Origin of the sequence: Larkinella fluvii (assembly GCF_051857545.1) — a bacterium.
In the GTDB taxonomy this organism is placed as follows: domain Bacteria; phylum Bacteroidota; class Bacteroidia; order Cytophagales; family Spirosomataceae; genus Larkinella.
The window spans coordinates 202,984-220,515 of sequence record NZ_JBPZHB010000001.1; the positions used below are offsets into that span (position 1 = coordinate 202,984).

Annotated in this window: 14 protein-coding genes; 6 read left to right on the top strand and 8 right to left on the bottom strand. The window is 52.9% G+C overall.

Annotation, left to right across the window (positions count from 1 at the left end; translation table 11 throughout):
- Nucleotides 1-15 precede the first annotated feature (15 nt).
- On the top strand, nucleotides 16-528 hold the full coding sequence (locus ACS5NO_RS00960; protein ID WP_439413436.1) for a phosphoglycerate mutase family protein: 513 nt from the start codon (nucleotides 16-18) through the stop codon (nucleotides 526-528).
- Nucleotides 529-693: 165 nt separating this feature from the next.
- Nucleotides 694-1,098, top strand: coding sequence for a hypothetical protein (locus ACS5NO_RS00965; protein ID WP_439413437.1), 405 nt, complete (start codon nucleotides 694-696; stop codon nucleotides 1,096-1,098).
- A gap of 43 nt (nucleotides 1,099-1,141) precedes the next feature.
- Here ACS5NO_RS00965 and ACS5NO_RS00970 read toward each other — a convergent pair whose 3' ends face one another.
- The 4 genes from ACS5NO_RS00970 to ACS5NO_RS00985 form a co-directional block, all read right to left on the bottom strand.
- Nucleotides 1,142-2,083, bottom strand: a complete 942-nt coding sequence (locus ACS5NO_RS00970) for a TonB family protein (RefSeq protein ID WP_439413438.1) — start codon at nucleotides 2,081-2,083, stop codon at nucleotides 1,142-1,144.
- A gap of 7 nt (nucleotides 2,084-2,090) precedes the next feature.
- Nucleotides 2,091-4,073 carry a TonB family protein gene (locus ACS5NO_RS00975; RefSeq protein WP_439413439.1) on the bottom strand — a complete coding sequence of 661 codons (1,983 nt, stop codon included), beginning with the start codon at nucleotides 4,071-4,073 and terminating at the stop codon, nucleotides 2,091-2,093.
- Entirely contained in the window at nucleotides 4,070-4,441 is a 372-nt protein-coding gene (locus ACS5NO_RS00980) for a BlaI/MecI/CopY family transcriptional regulator (protein ID WP_150877018.1), read from the bottom strand. The genes ACS5NO_RS00975 and ACS5NO_RS00980 overlap by 4 nt, the downstream gene beginning before the upstream one ends.
- Before the next feature lie 183 nt (nucleotides 4,442-4,624).
- On the bottom strand, nucleotides 4,625-5,725 hold the full coding sequence (locus ACS5NO_RS00985) for a DUF6351 family protein (RefSeq protein ID WP_439413440.1): 1,101 nt from the start codon (nucleotides 5,723-5,725) through the stop codon (nucleotides 4,625-4,627).
- A 198-nt stretch (nucleotides 5,726-5,923) separates the two neighbouring features.
- On the opposite strand from ACS5NO_RS00985, the gene ACS5NO_RS00990 reads away from it, so the two are divergent.
- Nucleotides 5,924-6,934: an LLM class flavin-dependent oxidoreductase gene (locus tag ACS5NO_RS00990; protein ID WP_439413441.1), complete on the top strand. Its 1,011-nt coding sequence runs from the start codon at nucleotides 5,924-5,926 to the stop codon at nucleotides 6,932-6,934.
- 95 nt (nucleotides 6,935-7,029) lie between these two features.
- On the opposite strand, the gene ACS5NO_RS00995 is transcribed toward ACS5NO_RS00990, so the two are convergent.
- Nucleotides 7,030-8,307 (bottom strand): PQQ-dependent sugar dehydrogenase, encoded by a 1,278-nt coding sequence (locus ACS5NO_RS00995; protein ID WP_439413442.1) that lies wholly within the window; start codon nucleotides 8,305-8,307, stop codon nucleotides 7,030-7,032.
- Nucleotides 8,308-8,409: 102 nt separating this feature from the next.
- Here ACS5NO_RS00995 and ACS5NO_RS01000 point away from each other — a divergent pair, with 102 nt between their 5' ends.
- The 3 genes from ACS5NO_RS01000 (at nucleotide 8,410) to ACS5NO_RS01010 (ending at nucleotide 10,785) form a co-directional block, all read left to right on the top strand.
- Complete coding sequence (locus tag ACS5NO_RS01000) at nucleotides 8,410-10,014, top strand: serine hydrolase domain-containing protein (RefSeq protein ID WP_439413443.1); 1,605 nt, start codon at nucleotides 8,410-8,412, stop codon at nucleotides 10,012-10,014.
- Between the two features lie 126 nt (nucleotides 10,015-10,140).
- Entirely contained in the window at nucleotides 10,141-10,377 is a 237-nt protein-coding gene (locus tag ACS5NO_RS01005; RefSeq protein WP_114406334.1) for a hypothetical protein, read from the top strand.
- Nucleotides 10,378-10,461: 84 nt separating this feature from the next.
- Nucleotides 10,462-10,785 carry a PIN domain-containing protein gene (locus ACS5NO_RS01010; RefSeq protein WP_229312158.1) on the top strand — a complete coding sequence of 108 codons (324 nt, stop codon included), beginning with the start codon at nucleotides 10,462-10,464 and terminating at the stop codon, nucleotides 10,783-10,785.
- Between the two features lie 54 nt (nucleotides 10,786-10,839).
- Here the strand turns inward: ACS5NO_RS01010 and ACS5NO_RS01015 are convergent, their stop codons facing one another.
- The 3 genes from ACS5NO_RS01015 to ACS5NO_RS01025 are packed head-to-tail and all read right to left on the bottom strand — an operon-like array spanning nucleotide 10,840 to nucleotide 17,471.
- Entirely contained in the window at nucleotides 10,840-11,484 is a 645-nt protein-coding gene (locus tag ACS5NO_RS01015; protein WP_114406333.1) for a response regulator, read from the bottom strand.
- 4 nt (nucleotides 11,485-11,488) lie between these two features.
- A complete protein-coding gene (locus ACS5NO_RS01020) occupies nucleotides 11,489-14,614 on the bottom strand; it encodes a two-component regulator propeller domain-containing protein (RefSeq protein ID WP_439413444.1) in 3,126 nt (1,041 codons plus the stop codon).
- A 25-nt stretch (nucleotides 14,615-14,639) separates the two neighbouring features.
- Nucleotides 14,640-17,471 (bottom strand): T9SS type A sorting domain-containing protein, encoded by a 2,832-nt coding sequence (locus tag ACS5NO_RS01025; RefSeq protein ID WP_439413445.1) that lies wholly within the window; start codon nucleotides 17,469-17,471, stop codon nucleotides 14,640-14,642.
- Between the last annotated feature and the right edge of the window lie 61 nt (nucleotides 17,472-17,532).

Consider the following 17,532-nt stretch of genomic DNA (forward strand, 5'->3'; position numbering starts at 1 on the left):
TTTTACAACGCTGCGATGAGGATCTATAAACTGCTTCCGGTTTTGTTTCTGGTGCTTGGCCTGACGGGCTGTTCGACGTCTACGGTTTACATTGTTCGGCACGCGGAGAAAATCAACGAAGCCGACAGCAGCGGTTTGACCGCCGTCGGGCTGGAACGCGCTCAGGCCCTGGCCGACCGGCTGGAGGATGAGCGGATTAGCCGGATTTTGACCACGCCCTACCGCCGGACGCAGGAAACGGCCCGGCCCCTTTCGCAGCGACTTAACCTGCCCATCGTCTCGTATCCGGCAAAACCGGTCGGTGCGGTGGTAGAACTGATCCAGCAAACGAAGGGTAAAAATAGTCTGGTGGTCGGCCACAGCAACACGATTCTGGAGATTGCGCAAGGGTTAGGTACCAAACCGACAAAAACCAAAATCGAATCGGGCGATCACGATAACTTGCTGATTGTGACCATCAGGAATGGCATTTTTGGCACGTCAGTCAGTTTGCAGGAAGAAACGTACGGCAAGCCGACAGAACCTTGATTCGCTTGCTTTTGGGGAAATGTGAATACCAGGCGACAAAAAATCGGGCAATTTTTTGTCGTTTAGGCAGTTAAGATAGAGAGTATTAACCCAAATTGAATCCGTTTAATGAGTTTGCGACTGGTAAGATTGTTCTTTGTTTTTTGTCTGACGTATCTGCTCGAAATGAGTATGGTTACGGCTCAAACACCGGCACCCACCGGATCAACGTTTCCGAACCGGTTTACCGGACGCCAGATTGTGGTCACACTTGGCAGCGATACCGACCGGCCCGAATACCGGCTGCTGGACAACGGGTTGATGTATTACCGGGAAGGTTCCGAAGGGGGATTTACGCAATTGGGCCAGCAGAAAAAGGATACCACCCAGAAAGTATTCGCAAGGCTGGAACAGACCTGTAAAATCAAAACCACCAAACTGGAAAAACCGGAAAATCCTGCCGTAACCGTAACCTGGAAGCGGGCCAAAACCGAGTTTGCCGTGGGCTGGGAAAAACGAAAAGCCCCGGATGAGTACGAACAGTTTTATGAGCAATTCATGGAACTGTTCCCCAAAAACCGGAGAAAGTAACTCCAGAAAAGCCCCGACACCTTGCGTGTCGGGGCTTTTTGTTTCAGGAATTTTTCAGGTTAAAATTGATCGGCAGGTTGTATTTCACCCGCACCGGTTTTCCATCCTGCGTGGCTGGTTTCCAGCGCGGCATGGCTTTAATCACCCGAATCGCTTCTTCGTCGGCTCCGAAACCAATGCCTTTTAGGACCTGAATGTTCTGAAAACTGCCGTCCGTGTTGATAACAAACGAAAGAAAAACCCTTCCACTCACGTATGCTCTTTGGGCGGCTTCCGGGTAACGCAGGTTTTCATTGATAAAACGGGTCAACCCAGCCATCCCGCCCGGAAATTCAGGATTCTTTTCAACGACGGTGAAAATTTCACCGTTGCCATCATCCACGGGTTTGCGGTTGAGCAGATCGCGGACATCGGTATTAGTGGAGCGTTTCGGAATTTTTGCGTTACTAACCCAATAGGTTGATCGTTCGTGATCAGTGGGCTGGGCCAGACGAACATAAATAGCTTCCTGACCATTGACCGGCACTTCGATGGTCTCATGGCCGACGAACGAAACGATCAACGTGCCATTGGCGGGCACTGTACTAAACTGGTACTCTCCGTTTGCGTCAGTACTGGTGCCCCTTTGCAATCCTTTCAATTCAATATTGGCACCCGGAATCGGTTTATCGTTAGAGCCAAAAATCTGGCCGGAAATTGTGACCGGACCTTTGCTGACCACATCTTTTTTCGACTGGTCCTCGCAAGCCGCCACGAAGATGAAGAGAGAAAAGGTAAGCAGGGCCACAAAACCGTATTTAACGACTGCCCAGCGGTTGGTTTCGGATTTCTGCAGCATCAGAATGCGTTGTTTTAAGGTGGAAGATTGGAAGAAAGGCGTTACAAAAGCCGACGGTTTCGGCCCGAATGTGTAGGCAATGAGCCGGTTGTCCAGCCGACGCTGGCAGAAGCGGAGCCGGGCCGAGACGGTTGTGGAAAGCTTCATAACGGGTTTAGTTTTTGGTAGTAGCCTTGATGGTGTAAGTTGGCTTGGTGTGATCGACCTCGATGTCTTGGATCGTTTTTGGGTTCAGTTTCTGAAATTCCTCCCGAGAGATGGTTTTGTCATCCAGCATATAAACCGGCGGCTTTCCGTCGTAATCGATTCGTCCAGCCTGCTGAATCTGTTCGCCGATTGCGCCCTGTTTGGTTTTTACCTGAATCACCCCATTTTTACCTTCATCGCCATACAGGGTGGTAGCCGATTCTCCTTTCAGGACATTAATGGAATGAATGTCATTCGGATTTACGTCTGACAAAGGCTCTGGTTTTAGTGCAGAAGCAGTTCGGGGTTCCCCGTCAACAAAAATCAGCGGTTTTTTATCCGGGTCGGAAATGACTGAACCCCGGAGGATGACATTTGGAGCATTGGGTTTGCTGCCGATCACCTGACCGCTTCGCTTGTCTTCTTTGCCTTCCAGCATAAATTGAATGGGCAGAATGTATTGAACCGCAACGGGGCGGCCGTTTTGCAGGCCTGGTTTCCAGGACGGCATTTTGCCTACGATGCGCACGGCTTCTTCGTCGCATCCGTCTCCAACTCCTTTTTTCACGCGAATCCCATAAATCGATCCGTTCTTTCCAATGGTGAATTGAACAAAGACCGTCCCGTCCGTATGGTTTCGTTGGGCATCCGACGGGTACCGCAGGTTTTCGGCTAGATACTGGCCCAATGCCTTGTTCCCACCCGGAAATTCCGGCATTTCTTCAATATTTGTAAAAACGCCGTCTTTCGCGGTGTTCGTGGCTGGCGGTGCCGTTGGAGTAGTAGTGGTGGATTTGGGCGGTGAGGCAAAAGCGACAACCACGACGCGGTCCAGCGAATCGACTTTAGGAACCAATTTAAAATCGAGGGTCTTTTTGCCGGCTACATCCTTCACCTGCGATACATAGCCGACGAAACTGGCCACGATTTTGGCGTCAGAAGGAACATTCTTCAACTCATAGCGGCCCTGCATATCGGTTTGCGCACCACTCGTCGTGTTGCGAACGATGAGCGTCGCACCCGGTAGCGGCTGTCCATCGTTATCGATAACTTTTCCCGAAACCGTTCCTTTTTCATCCGAAACGGGGGTCACTAGTTCCGTGAGTTGCTCGCGGGCGGCCGTCATCGCCAGCAAACCCAGCAGGAGCGGCAGCACCAGCATATATTTCCCCAACGCCCAGTGGCTGGTAGCCCGGCGTTGCAGCATTTTGATGCGTTCTTTCAACAAGGCCGGTTTGAAAAAACCGTTGGTCAGCGTATTGGGCTGAACGCCAAATGCATAGCTGATCAGGAAAGTGGCGTATTCGTGTTTGTCTTCCGCCTGAGCGTCGGCCAGAAACTCGTGGACTTGCTGAATCGCCTGTTTGTAGAGGATCAATACCGGGTTTATCCAGAAGAAAAGCTGGACCACTTCCAGCAGCAGCACGTCAAAACTGTGCCCTTGCCGGATGTGAACCAGTTCGTGGGCGACAATGGGCGTGTTGGCCGTTTGCGCATCCCGGCGACACAGCACCAGATACCGGAAGAACGAGAATGTTGGAACACGCTCATCGGCGGGCAACACCAGCGTGTATCCGTCCAAATCGTGTCGTTCCGAGCGTTTGATCAGCCGCCCCACGCCCGTTATCTGCACCAGCAACCGCAGGAACATCGCTCCGGCGACCAACCCATATACCCAGTAGGCGACGGTTTCCCAATCCGGCCCGGTCGGCTGTTCCGCCGTTTGGATAACGACCGGCAACGAAAACGCGACCACCGGAACGGGAATGGTTTCGGCCGCGTCGGCGGGCAATTCCACCAGCGGCAGGGTGAGCGAGAGCAGCACCGAGACAATCAGGTAGGCCCGGTTGAGCCGGAAAAACGTATGTTTTCGGAGCCAGATCCAATAACAGGCGTAAAACAATACGAGAAACAGATTGGCTTTCAGCAGGTATTCGAGGGCCGCGTTCATGATTCTTTTTGGCGGTTTAGAAGGTCAATAATTTCGTTGGCTTCTTTCAGGCTCAGGTTGCGGTCTTTGACGAAAAACGACACCAGCTTTTTCAGCGAATTGTCGAAATAACCGGACATGAGCTGCTCCATTTCGAAGCGTTTGTACTCCTCTTCCGTGATCAGGGGATAGTATTCGTGCGTTTTGCCGTAGGCCCGGTAGCCCACCAGTCCCTTTTTTTCGAGAATGCGGATGATGGTCGAGACGGTGTTGTAGGCGGGTTTGGGCTCCGGGAGTTCGGCCAGAACATCCTTGACAAACCCTTTTTCCAGTTTCCACAACACCTTCATGATTTCTTCCTCGGCATTGGTCAATTCGCGAACTTGCATACGACATCAGGTTGATTACGATCCTAAATCAAATGTATGACTAATGATTTAGTTTTACAACTAATGTATTAGTTTTTTGTTCGAAAAAATGTTTTTGTTGGGTTATTGGGAGAATGAAGCGTGGAGAACCAGCCCACGGCTAAAGCCGGGGGCTGATACTCTTTAAATTTATCGAGGATAAACCTACTTCACTTCCCCCGCCAAGGGTTTTTGCCCCGCCTTCGCCCAGTTTCGCAGTTGATCGAAAACCGCTTCGGTCTGGCCGGGGGTGAATTTGCAATGGCCCTGTCCGTCGGTGAACTTCATGACAAAAAGCTGGTCGTTGCCCGCTTGCCGGGCAATGGCGTCGTAGGCCGTGGCTTCTTCGGGCGGAATCAGTTCGTCGTAGGTCGTGTGAACCAGCAAAACCGGGTCGCTGATTTTGCCGCTGAAGGTGGTGTAAGGCCCCAGAAATGTCCGGGCCTTGGGCTGGGCTGCTAGGCGGGTGGCTTGGCGGTTGACGAGCACGTCGTCTGGAAAACCGCTGTACAGCAGATTCGTATTGTCGAACGGATTGCCACCTGCCTGCTGGCTGATGTCGCGGTAGATTTCCTGAAAAAACCAGAGGACGCCCGGCAAGTCTTTGTATTTAATGGAAAACCGGCGGGCGAATTGCTGGCCGGTGAGCGAATCGGCTTCTAACTTTTGCTTAATTACTTCTCCATCGGTGGGGATTGCGGTCCCGTTTGCGAGTTTTTCCAGTGCCAGCGTATTGGGGAAAAGTCCGTCGAAGGTGACCAGAACCGCAAAGAGGTGTTTTTGCAACGATTGGTATAAATGGCCGGATATGGGGCAAAAGGGCAAAGCTCCTTGATAATGCTGCGGGTATTTTTCAATGGTCGCCAGCGTAATCATGCCACCCATCGAGTGTCCAGCAATGAACGTACTGTCGGGCTGTCCGTATTTTTTCACAAAGTACTGCCGCAGGGCTTCGGTGTCGTCCACGCCTTCCGAAACGGCCCAGCCCTGCCGACGGTAGGCCGACTGGGCTACGGCAAAGCCTTTTTTCAGGAAAGGAGCCATCCATCCGCCACTCAGATTGCCCCGTTTATTGCCGATCGTTTCGTAGCCGTGGGCGTACATCAGTAGCCGCTTTGGCGCACCAGCCTGATTCCAGTTAGCGGGAAAGTCGATCCGGTAGCGGGCACCAGCAATGGTGCCGGTATCGACGCGAGCCTGTGATGAGGACTGCGCCAAGGCGCTCAGTGTAAGGCAGAAAAAGGCAAGAAGTAAAATTGATTTCATGATTAACCGGGAAGGAATACAGGAATAGCAAGTCGATTTAACAGAATGCATTCGTAAAAACAAGGCCGTTCCCTCGAAACATCGCCCTGGCTTCAATCATCTGCCGAATCGATAAGGTTTATGACAGATAGGGCACCTTTTTTTGTTCGTTTGTTGTTCTAGAACAATAGAACTTATGCTTGCTAACCGGAAGTAAAAATGAAATTAAGTGTTTTAGATCAGTCACCCATTCGCAAAGGGAGCAACGCGCGGGAAGCCTTGCTGGAAACCGTGGCGCTCGCCCAGCTAACGGAAGAACTGGGTTATACCCGGTTTTGGGTATCCGAACACCATAATGTGACCTCGCTGGCCGGAACAACGCCGGAAATTCTGATTGCCCACCTCGCCGGCCAAACGCAATCCATCCGCGTGGGTTCGGGCGGGGTGATGATTCCGCATTACAGTGCATTGAAAATAGCCGAGAATTTCCGGATGCTGGAAACGCTTTTCCCCGGTCGCATCGACCTCGGTATGGGCCGCGCACCGGGTGGAGATCGCGTTACGGCCAGCATTTTGAACCCGACCAACACCTTCAGCGAACAGGATCTGGTGCAGCAACTGTTTGATTTACAGAATTATTTAAACGATCGGTATGCGCCGGGCAGCGTTCAGGCCAAAGTGCGGGCGATGCCGATTCCGCCGTCGGTGCCGGAGCAGTGGATGTTAAGCTCCAGCGGTCACAGCGGCTTGCTGGCGGCTCATTTTGGCATGGGATTTTCGTTCGCCCATTTTATCAATCCACACGGCGGGCCGGAAGCCATGCAGCAGTATCGGGCGCGGTTTCAGCCTTCCGAGAACCTGGAAGAACCGCAGACCAACGTTGCTTTTTTCGTCTTCTGTTCCAACGACCCTGAAACCGTACACCGGCAGCAGGCTATGATCGACTACCGGTTTTTGCAATACGAAACCCGGGGCAAAGTGGACCCGTTCGATTACAACGATTTAAAAACCGTCACGTATTCGCCGGGCGAGGAAGCGCGCATTCAGCACAACCGGCAGCGGATGATTATGGGCAATTCCGAAGAAGTGAAAGCACAACTGCTGAAATACGCCGATCAATACGCCGTAGATGAAGTGATGCTGGTTAACGTGGCCTCCGAATTTGAAGAGAGGCTGGAGTCGTATCGGCTGCTGGCGGAGGTGTTTGAGCTGAAAACTGTGGCGGTTTGAGCTTCGGTATACGGTTTTCAGTTTACGGTATTCGGTGGCTAAAGCATTCTTGTTGCAGCTTGCGTCCCGTAAACTGAAAACCGTATACCAACTCTTTATTTCTTCTTATACGCAATCCGGAAAACTGTTCCGCCCAGATCGTCGGAGACATACAATGAGCCGTCAGGTCCCTGCGCCAGTCCGCAGGGGCGGTGCTGCACGGGGCCGGTTGGTTTTGCTAAGTCGATACCGGCAAAATTGTCGGCAAAAATCTCCCAGGCTCCCGACGGTTTTCCGTTTTTAAACGGCACAAACGCGACTAAATAGCCTTTTTGCAGTTCCGCCGACTGGCTATGGAAGGCGACAAAAGCGCCATTGCGGTATTTTTCGGGAAACATCGTGCCGGTATAAAACAGCAAACCGTTTGGAGCTAAATGCGCCGGGAAGGCCACCACGGGGTTCATGGCTTTTTCGCCACCGGTTTTTTTGCCGTCCCCGCCGTATTCGGGGGCCAGGATTTTCTTCTTCTGAATGTGGTCGTAATACACATACGGCCAGCCGCCATCCGATCCCTTTTTCACTTCGTACATGGTTTCGGCCGGCAGTTCCGCGCTGTGTTTGGGCGTATAATATTCCGGGTAGAAATCATGGAACTTGCCGCGCCCGTGCTGTACGACGAATAGCGAGTTCGTTTTGGTGTTCCAATCCAGGCCGACGGTGTTTTTCAAACCCGTTGCAAACCGGACGCCATCGCTGTACGACTGGTTGAGCCGGTTGGTTTTGAACTGCCAGATGCCGGCGGCTGAATCCAGCAACGGACACGGCATCAGCCCTTTGCCGGTTCCGGCCTGGCGGCAGGCATCGTTGTCGGAGGCCACGTTGACATAAATCATCGACTGGTTATCGACCGCAATCGACTTGGACTGATCGCGTTCTTTCAGCCGCAGACCTTCCACAATTTTTTCTGGCTGATCCGGCTGCATCACCTCGCCTTTTTCATTCAACTGATAGCGATAAACGCCACTGTTGGACGACGCGTACAGGTAATCGTTTTTGATGAAAATGCCCGTGCCGGGATAGTCGCCAAAACCGGTTTGTTCATCGATTACGCCGTCTTTGTTGGTATCCCGCAGTCGGTAAATGCCTTTACCATCTTTCAGTTTTCCCAATTTGACGTAAATGTCGCCATTTTTGCTCACGGCCATATGTCGGGCTGCCAACAGGTCGGTCGCGACGATAGAAGCCGAGAAACCGGCGGGCAGTTTGATCGCCGAAGGCTCGACGGTTTTGCTTTTTGAGGTTGAAGAAGCAGGCGTGTCGCCGGTGGCCCAAACCGGATGAAAGCCTGCCAGTGCGCTAACCAGACAGATGGTCCGGATAAATGTTCTTTTCATGAAAGGGTTTAGTCGTTAAATGGGGAACCGTGAGTCTAAAGATTGCCAATTTCTGTGTATTTTGGCAAAATCACTGGATAAAATCATACTATTCCTAAAAACATGACTTTAAATCGTCGAACTTTCCTCCACCAACTGGGTCTGGGCGTTGCGGGCCTGGGTCTGATTGGCTCCCTGCCGACGACGCTCCGGGCGGCTCCGCTGCGTTCGTTCCGGCTGCCCCGCAGCCTGCCCGAAGCACAGGGCGTGTCGTCGGCGGGTTTGCTGGATTTTGTCAATGCTGTTGAAGCGGGGAAACTCAATCTGCACAGCCTGATGGTTGTGCGACATGGTCAGGTCGTGGCGGAAGGCTGGTGGGCGCCGTATGCTCCCGATCTCAAACATACGTTGTATTCGCTCAGCAAAAGCTTTACATCGTCGGCCATTGGCCTGGCGGTGGCCGAAAAGCGGTTGACGGTCGAGGATAAGGTGGTTTCATTTTTTCCAAATGAAGTTCCGGCTACGGTCAGCGCCAATCTGGCGGCCATGCGGGTGAAGGATTTGCTGACGATGGCAACGGGCCACGACAAGGACTCGACGGGTTCCCTTCGGGCCGACCCGGACAAGAACTGGGTGAAAGCGTTTCTGGCGCAGCCGGTCGAGCACGAGCCCGGTACGTTTTTCGTCTATAATAGTGGAGCCACCTACATGCTGTCGGCGATTATTCAGAAAGTGACGGGTCTGCCGTTGCTGGCTTACCTGAAACCCCGGCTTTTCGATCCGCTGGGCATCGAGGGCGCTGACTGGGAAACAGACCCGAAAGGCATTGCAACCGGCGGCTGGGGGCTGCGCGTGCGCACCGAGGACATTGCGAAATTCGGTCAGCTATACCTGAAAAAAGGCCTCTGGAACGGCAAGCGGATTTTGCCCGAAGCCTGGATCGACGACGCCACCAAATTCCAGATTCAATCGAAAGGTGGATTACGCCCGAAGGAAGAAAACGACTGGCTGCAAGGCTACGGCTACCAGTTCTGGCGGTGTCGCAACGGCGCGTACCGGGGGGATGGAGCCTACGGTCAATATTGCATTGTGATGCCGGAAAAAGACACGGTGATTGCCATTACGAGCGAGACGAGTGACATGCAGGGCATTCTGGATCAGGTCTGGAAGCACATTCTGCCCGGTATTCAGCCGGAGGCCATTGCGGCCAAACCGGCGGTTCCGCTCAAGCAGAAATTAGCCGCGCTGGCCTTGCCGCTGCCAGCCGGACAAGCCACTTCGCCGACGGTGGCGCGGGTGACGGGAAAACCGTATCAGATGGCCGACAATTCGCTGAACATCAAACGGGTTTCGCTGGCTTTTCAGAACGGTTCCTGCGTCTGCACGCTGCACGACGACCAGGGCGAACACCGGGTGGTTTGCGGTTTGGGAAACTGGAAAGAAGGCGAGACCGATTTGTCGACTGTTCCGCTGAAACTCGTTCCGACATCGGTTCCGAAAGAGACTAAAACGAAACTGGCCGGGAGTGGTGCCTGGAGCGACGAAAACACGTTTACGATGACATGGCGGTTTATCGAAACGGCCCATTATGAGAACGTAACCTGCCGGTTTGACGGTGACGATCTGCGGCTTGAATTCCAGAAAAGCCTGGCGGTTTTGTCAAACACCAAAGACCCACGCCCGGTTTTGGAAGGGAAACTGATGGGGGCGGTTTCGCAGGGGAAATAAGCGGGATGGAGAAAAGAAAACACGGGTGTAAAGCCAGGGAGAAATTGCTAAATAGCCAAATTTGCGGTAAATTAATGTCCTGATCGCATCGGTCAGGGCTTTTTTTATGAAAGAAAGGAGACGCGCATGACTCATACCATCATAATCGAAACGGAGAACGAAAGCGTTTTTGAGCGAGTTAAAGAATTCGCCCAGCATATTGGCGCACCTTTTTCTGAATCTCATACCGATGCAAAAACGGTCGATCAGGAAGAAGCCTTGAAACGGTTTTTTGGAAGTTGGGAGGGCGAAGAATCCGGTGATGAACTGGTAGAGATGATCTACCGTGCCCGCAATGATCGCTCGCGAGATATTGAATTATGAGTTACCTGCTGGATACCAATATTTGCATTTATTTATTTATTTAGAGGGCAGTTCGATCTGGAACGTAAAATTAGTCAGGTCGGTATTAGCTCCTGTTACCTGTCAGAGATCACCATTGCAGAACTGCTTTACGGTGTTGAAAATAGCGATCCCAATCGTCGTAACAAGAATCGGAAAAACCTTGATTGGCTTCGTACGGCATTTGTTGGCCGAACGTTACTTATTGGGCCAAGTTTCCATGAATATGCCCGGCAGAAAGCGGCATTAAAGCGGATTGGGCGTCCTGTCGGCGAGTTTGATTTGTTGATCGGCTCGGCGGCTATTGTTCACGATCTGACGCTTGTTACGCGCAACACGCGTGACTTTGAAAATCTGGATCGGATCAAACTTGAAAATTGGATCGATTGAATTTTAGTTAGCTGGTTTTTCAAGAAATGGCTTCCAATAAAGATTTATCAACGCTCACAGACCCTGTTCATCGGCGAACTGAATCAATTCGGCCAGGTTGTTGACTGCCAGCTTGTAATAGATGTTCTTGCGGTGGATTTTAACGGTTTCGGTCAACAGCAAAAGCCGTTTGGCGATTTCGGGCGTGTCGAATCCCTGCTTCAGGAGGGCGATAATTTCCAACTCGCGGGGCGATAGTTTAAACCGTTTCAGAAGATCATCTTCGGGGTGCAGCGTTCCGGCCTTGCTGCCCGATTTCGGGTCGAAGTACGGAATACCGTCGACGACGTTTTGCAGGCAGGTGAACAGTTCCTGCTGGGAAGCACTTTTCAGGAGATAACCGGCCACACCGATGGCTTTCAGTTCGTCGACAAACGTCTGGTAGCTGTACATCGAAATGATAATGACCCGAACCAGCGGAAACGCCTGGACGACCTCGCGGGCCCTGTTTAGCCCATTCCGGTTGGGCAAATTGATGTCCAGCAGAACCAGATCAGGGTGTACGTTCTGAATGGCCGGCAGGATGCCCGTTCCTGTATACACCTGATCGACCACCTGATAGCGGGAGCCAACCGACCGGAGCAGGCTGCGTAGGCCATCGTTAAACACCTGATGGTCGTCGGCAATCAGAATGGTGATCGGTTTAACAGCAGAATCCATGGATTTATGAATCAATAGGCACCTCCAGAATGATGGTTGTTCCGCGTTCGCCGGAATCGACCAGTAATTTCGACTTCAGATACGTGACCCGGGAGCGAATGTTACGCAGCCCGATTCCGGCAGGTTTGTTGCGCCCGGCTGTCGCATAGCCCCGGCCGTCGTCTTCGACCAATAAAGATACCTGTTGTGGATAAAAAAGCAACTGAACGGTTATCTGCTTTGCCCGGGCATGGCGGATGGCATTTTGGATGAGTTCAACCGCAATTCGGTAAATGGTCAACTCCATTTCGTTGTCGAGCCGACGTTCCGGGCCAAACGAGATGAACAGAAAGTAAATCCCGGAATTGGCTTCGACCCGGTTTACGGTTTCGTGCAGGGCTTCGGTCAGGCCGAGCCGGGCAAACTCGGGGGGCATCAGGTTGTGGGAAATGTGCCGAAGGTCGCGAATCGCTTTTTCCATCAGCCTGATCGGCTGCAACAGGGCATCGTCGGGTTCGTGAACGATTTCGAGTTGCACCTTGATGGCCGCCAGCGTCGATCCCAGGTCATCATGCAAATCGGCTGCCAGCCGTTGTCGTTCGCCCTCCTGCGCCTGCAAAACCTGTTTCATCTCGTGCCGTTGCCGGCTCAGTTTCATCTGCGTGTAAAGTCGGACGGCGCTACCGGCCAGCAGGAGGAGGCTCAGGATGGCCACCAGCCGAAACCCGGTCGTTTGCCACCACGGTGGATGAATGATGACCCGGATCGACGTTCCTTTTTCGTTCCAGACCCCATCGTTGTTCGACCCCTTGACCCGGAAAATGTACGTTCCAGGATCCAGGTTGGTATAGCTCACATACCGTCGCGAGCCACTGTACACCCAGTCTTTTTCCAGGCCTGCCAGTTGGTAGGCGTATTGATTTTTGGAAGGATTAACGTAATTCAGGGCCGCAAATTCAAAGGAGAAAAAGTTTTCATCGTAGTTCAGGTGCAGGGTTCGGGCTTCTATTTTACCGGGGATGGGTTTTTCGAACAATTTGGCCTGCGTAATCACCACCGGTGGAATATGGCGGTTGGTCGTTAACTGTCGGGGATCGAACGCAACGAATCCATTCTCACCGCCGAAGTACAACATACCGCTTTTTCCCTTGAAATGGGCCTTTTTGAACCCGTCGTCGGGCAAACCGTCACTGACATCGTAATTGATAAAGGTCTTGTCGGCGAACGAAAACCGGGAGAGGCCTTTGGGCGTTCCTAACCACAAATGCCCCTGATTGTCTTCCTGAATGGAAAAAATAGAATGATCGGCCAGCCCGTCGGCCTGCGTAAAGACCTGAAATGTTTGCGTTTCATACTCAAATCGGCACAGCCCTCCCCCGGCAGTCCCCAGCCAGAGGTTCCCTTTCGAATCCTGAAAGATGCTGGGAACGGCATCCGATGGCAGGCTGCCCGGTTTGCGACGATCCGGGCGGTAGTGGATAAACCGCCCGGTTTTCCGGTCCAGCCGATTGAGAGCCACGCTGCCCGTCCCAATCCAGAGGTTTCCCCGCTGGTCTTCGCGGATCGAAATCGCCCAGGCATCGCTGATTCCCTTCGCGTTTTTCGGATCATAGGCATAGTGAGTTACGTGGCCCGTTTTTCGGTCGAAGCTTTTGATCCCGTTGTTGGTACCCAGCCAAAGCAGGCCCTGGCGGTCTTCGTACAGGGTGAAGATCGCGCCATTGCCGCCGAGTCCCGGATAGCGGAGGGTGTCCTGCGTAAACGGAATGAACGTTTCCGTTTGCCGGTCGAACAGCGCCAGGTCACCCTGGCTACCCACCCACAGGTTGCCGTCGCGATCTTCGAGCAGGGCATTGACATGGCGATTCGGCTGTTCCTTTGGCTGGTTGGGAGCGAATCGATACGTCTTAAAACGACCCGTTCGTTGGTCCAGCCGGTCCAGTCCGGCCCCGGTGGCTAGCCAGACGATGCCGGAGCGGTCTTCCAGAATGGCATCGACGTACTTATTGCTCAAGGACGAAACCGGAGCGGGAAGCGGTCGGTAATGCTGAAACGGTTGCTGGCGGGGATGGGCTCGATCAACGCCCTCCCCCCAAATGCTGACCCACAACAAACCGGACTGATCCACCAGAAGGGCGTTGACGAAAGAACCACGCAAACTCAGCGGATTTTCCGGGTCGTGCTGCACCTGCGTGAAGCGGGTGCGTTCGGGATTGAGCTGAAACAAACCCTGCGTATTGGTGCCAATCCAAAGGTTCCCCTGCTGGTCTTCGGCAAAGTGCCTGAACTTTCGGTTGATGGTGGCATTGATGGCCGGCGATTGATCTGATGTGTAGGGATAATGCCTGAATGTCCCGCTTTTCCGGTCAAACCGGTTTAGGCCGTTCTCGGTGCTGATCCACAGCATACCCGCTTGATCTTCATACAGTTCCCGCACCTCATCGTGGCTCAGGCTGCGGGAATTAGCCGGGTCGTGCCGGTAGGTTGTAAAGCTAACGGGAGCGGTTTTTCCGGCTCCGGCCGGGTTGCGATTCATCCGGTGCAACCCCTGTTGACTACCTACCCACAGCGTTCCGGTTTTGTCGCGGTATAGCGTGTTGACTTCCGGAATTTTCCCGGTGGAAGACTTTTCGGCCAGCAAGGTCGCGTAGTTGAAGCGGGAATAGGTACCGGTTTTTTTGTCGAACTTCCGGAGTTCGGGCGTGCCGTTTGCTACCCACAAATCGCCCTCCCGATCTTCCACAAGGGTGTTTATTGTTCCATGATGAAGGGTTTGGGGAGTAGGGCCGTAGCAGGTAAAGGTTTCAGTCTGTTTATCAAATTTACAAATTCCCTGCCCCATCAGGCCGAGCCAGAGGAAACCATCCCGGTCTTCCATCAACTGAATCACGGAATTGCCCGCGAGCGAGGTCGTATCGCCGGGAATCTTTTTGTAGGTAGTAACCGTGTAGCCGTCGTATTTGCTGAGGCCATTGTCGGTCGCAAACCACATATACCCCTCGCGGTCCTGAAGCAGGGCATACACCACATTATTCGCCAGCCCCTGGTTGATGCCCAGGTGTTCGAAGCGGAGCTGGCGGGCCGTCTGGGCGTGGCTCCAGACGCTCAACGAGCAAATGAACAGCAGGGCGATACACCACAGACGGGTCATGGCAGCGGTTTTGGGGCTAGCTCCATCAATCGGTTTCAATCACTACCTTGACCGTATGAATTTGTCCGGCATTCGAAAGCCGCATCAGGTACAGACCCGGAGCGGTTTTCAGCCTGACCGGCACCGGCCCCACCGGTTTGCTGGTGTAGGAACGGCTGTAGACTTTGCGGCCCAGGTTATCCACCACCTCCAGATCCCCCGACCGGAACGCGTCGGGCCACTCCACCCAGAACGTTCCGTTGCCGGGATTCGGGTACACTTTCAAGGTTCCCGGCGTTGGCTCCACCGCCGTGATGATCATCGGGTCCGAGTCGTTGAAGCAGCCACCTTGTCCGGTCACGCGGACGGTATAGGTTCCGGCACCCGGATTGCGCAGAACCTGGCGCGTCGAATCCGGCAGGGGTTGACCGTTTCGGTACCACTGATTGCCCGTCGCACTGCTCGACCGGAAACCGTTGCTTTCCAGGGTCACGGTTGGCTTGGGCGGTTTGGGGGAGAAGTTCATGGTGACATAATCGGAGGTCGGCCCTTCCAGATTGCCCCGTTTGGGCGTCACCGCCACGGAAGCGCTCTGCTTGATGAACCGGGTGCTGCGGGTGGTTGTCACCGACGGGCCGTCTTTGGTCAGCCACGTATACGAACTGAAATTATCGGGCGCTTTCAGCGCGACGCTGTCGCCCGTGCAAAGGGGGACGGGGGTAGTGACGGATAGCGCCGGTTTTTCAATCCGAACCGAAACCGGTTTTGACAGGGCCGAACAACCATCCTGGGAAACCCGAACGGTATAATCGCCCAAAAAGGCCGCAACGGTGGTGTCACGCGTGGTTTCGGTCCAGCGTTCTCCGTTAATGAACCAGCTAAAGCTCGTGAATTTTCCCGCTGGCGTGACCCGCAGCCGGAACCGATCCGGGAAGGTTTCAAGCGTAATAACCGGTGTTTCGGGACCCGGTTTTAACGTGATGCTCACACCCTGATCGCTGCTCACTTCCTGCTCGCATCGTTTGGCTTTCGCCGTATACAAACCGCCTTGTGTCACGGCCAGCGTATGGCCTTTGGCACCACTAATTTCCTGCCCATTCCGGAACCAGCGAACATCCGTGAAATTGGTCGAAAGCCGGAGCGTCGCCGTATCGCCGGGACAAAGTTCGGTGGCGCCGGTGGTGGAAATAGTCAGTGGTTCAGCATTGTTGCATTGGGGCGGATCAAGCAACAGGAGCGGGTCGCCCAATAAATATTGGGTTATGTTGGCAGTGAAGCCATACCGGTAGGCATCGCTCACGTAAGCTCCTTTCGCAATCTCATAAAAAGTCTGATTCTCCTTAAACTTGGTTAACAACGGCGATTGATTATTATAGGTAACGAAAACGATCGGAGTCGAATACGAATTGACAAAAAGCGTATTCCCTTTATCAAGATACGTTCCGGCCAGATAATCCTGAAAATCAACATTTCCGACCGAACAGGAGGCAAAATCGAAGAGGAGCGTATTAAGCTTTTCAAGGCTTCTGATCGCATTCGGTGTAATGCCGTAATAATGGGAAACGGGCTCACCGTGTCCCGAATAATAGACTATTTCGTAGGAATTTGTACCTAACTTTTTGAGGTAATCCGCCTGCCAGACCGGATCAAAACCGTGAAAGTTTGCGCCATATTTTTGGGGTACGTTAATCGTATCGTTGTTCTTCCAGCGCCCGGTTAGCTGCTCAATTTGTTTTGGATAACCGCCGTCGTTGTAAAACGTATCGGCCAGCAACACCTTTTTGTCAAACTTGATCGTACCGGTTTTGAACTGATGTAGTTTTTCAAAATACCGCAAAATATAAGCCTTTCCCTCTTCCGGGCGAGTGGGCACGAGGGCACCATACGAAATGTCGGAGACGGAAGACTGGAAAAAAACGGGTGCAATGTCATTCGGTAGCGGCTCTTTTCCAGCGAGCTGACAATCGTAACGTCGACTAATGAACACTTTTTCCTGCGGATCGAAGGGGAAATCCTGGGTCAGAATTTTGGCGTATACGCCCAGGCTGGAAAACCAGGTTTGTCTCCCCGGGAGCGGCTGATTGGTTTTGTGGTCGAGAATGTCGGCCCGGATGCTGGCATTGGGGATTCGCCCGATAAAAAACAGGTAATGGAGGGGCGCTTCGGAATCAAAGTATCGGGCCTTAATTTTTTCGTATAACTGCCCTTTCTCCGTTGGGTCGGCAGAAAGGTATGTTTGCTCAAAAACAAGATTGGGATCGGCGCGGGTAGCGTCGGTTTTATAGACCGTTAAAGCCTGCTGGACCTGGGAATCATTTTCGTACTGATTGTCCATAACCAGCAGAACTTTTTTGTTTTTTTTGAGCGCCGTTCCGGTTTTATAATGGATTTGCCCGGTTTCATCTCCATCGCAGCCCGAAGAATGGTATAATGTGAAATAATAGTCGGTATTCTCTTTTAATCCTCCAACCGGTATTTGCAGCGTTCGGGTGCCTTTGTCAAGCGCCTTGCCTGAAATGTAAATAACCTCTCCCGGTGCCTGAAAATCGGTGGAGGTTTTTACGACCAGGGTCAGAAAGCTGATGGCATTGATGTCGAAACCCGCATCGAACGACACCGAAAGAATAGCCGCATTGGCCGGCCGTCGTGCATCGTCCGTCACGGAAAGAACGGCATTCTGGGTCTTCCGAGCCGCTGCCGAATGGATGGACGGATGAATCTGAAGCTGGAAAAAGCCGTTCGAATCGAGGTGAACCGAAGACGATTGCCCGAAAGCCAAAGATACGCCAGCAAGGAGAAAGTAACCGCAAAGCATGAGGCATTGAAAACCGCTGCTTTTTGCGTTCGGAATTCGTCGGTTTAGGAGAAGGGCAGCCATACCTGCAAGACACCGGTTTTGGGCATAGGGTTGGATAAGAAGTTTATAAAAGTACAAATTC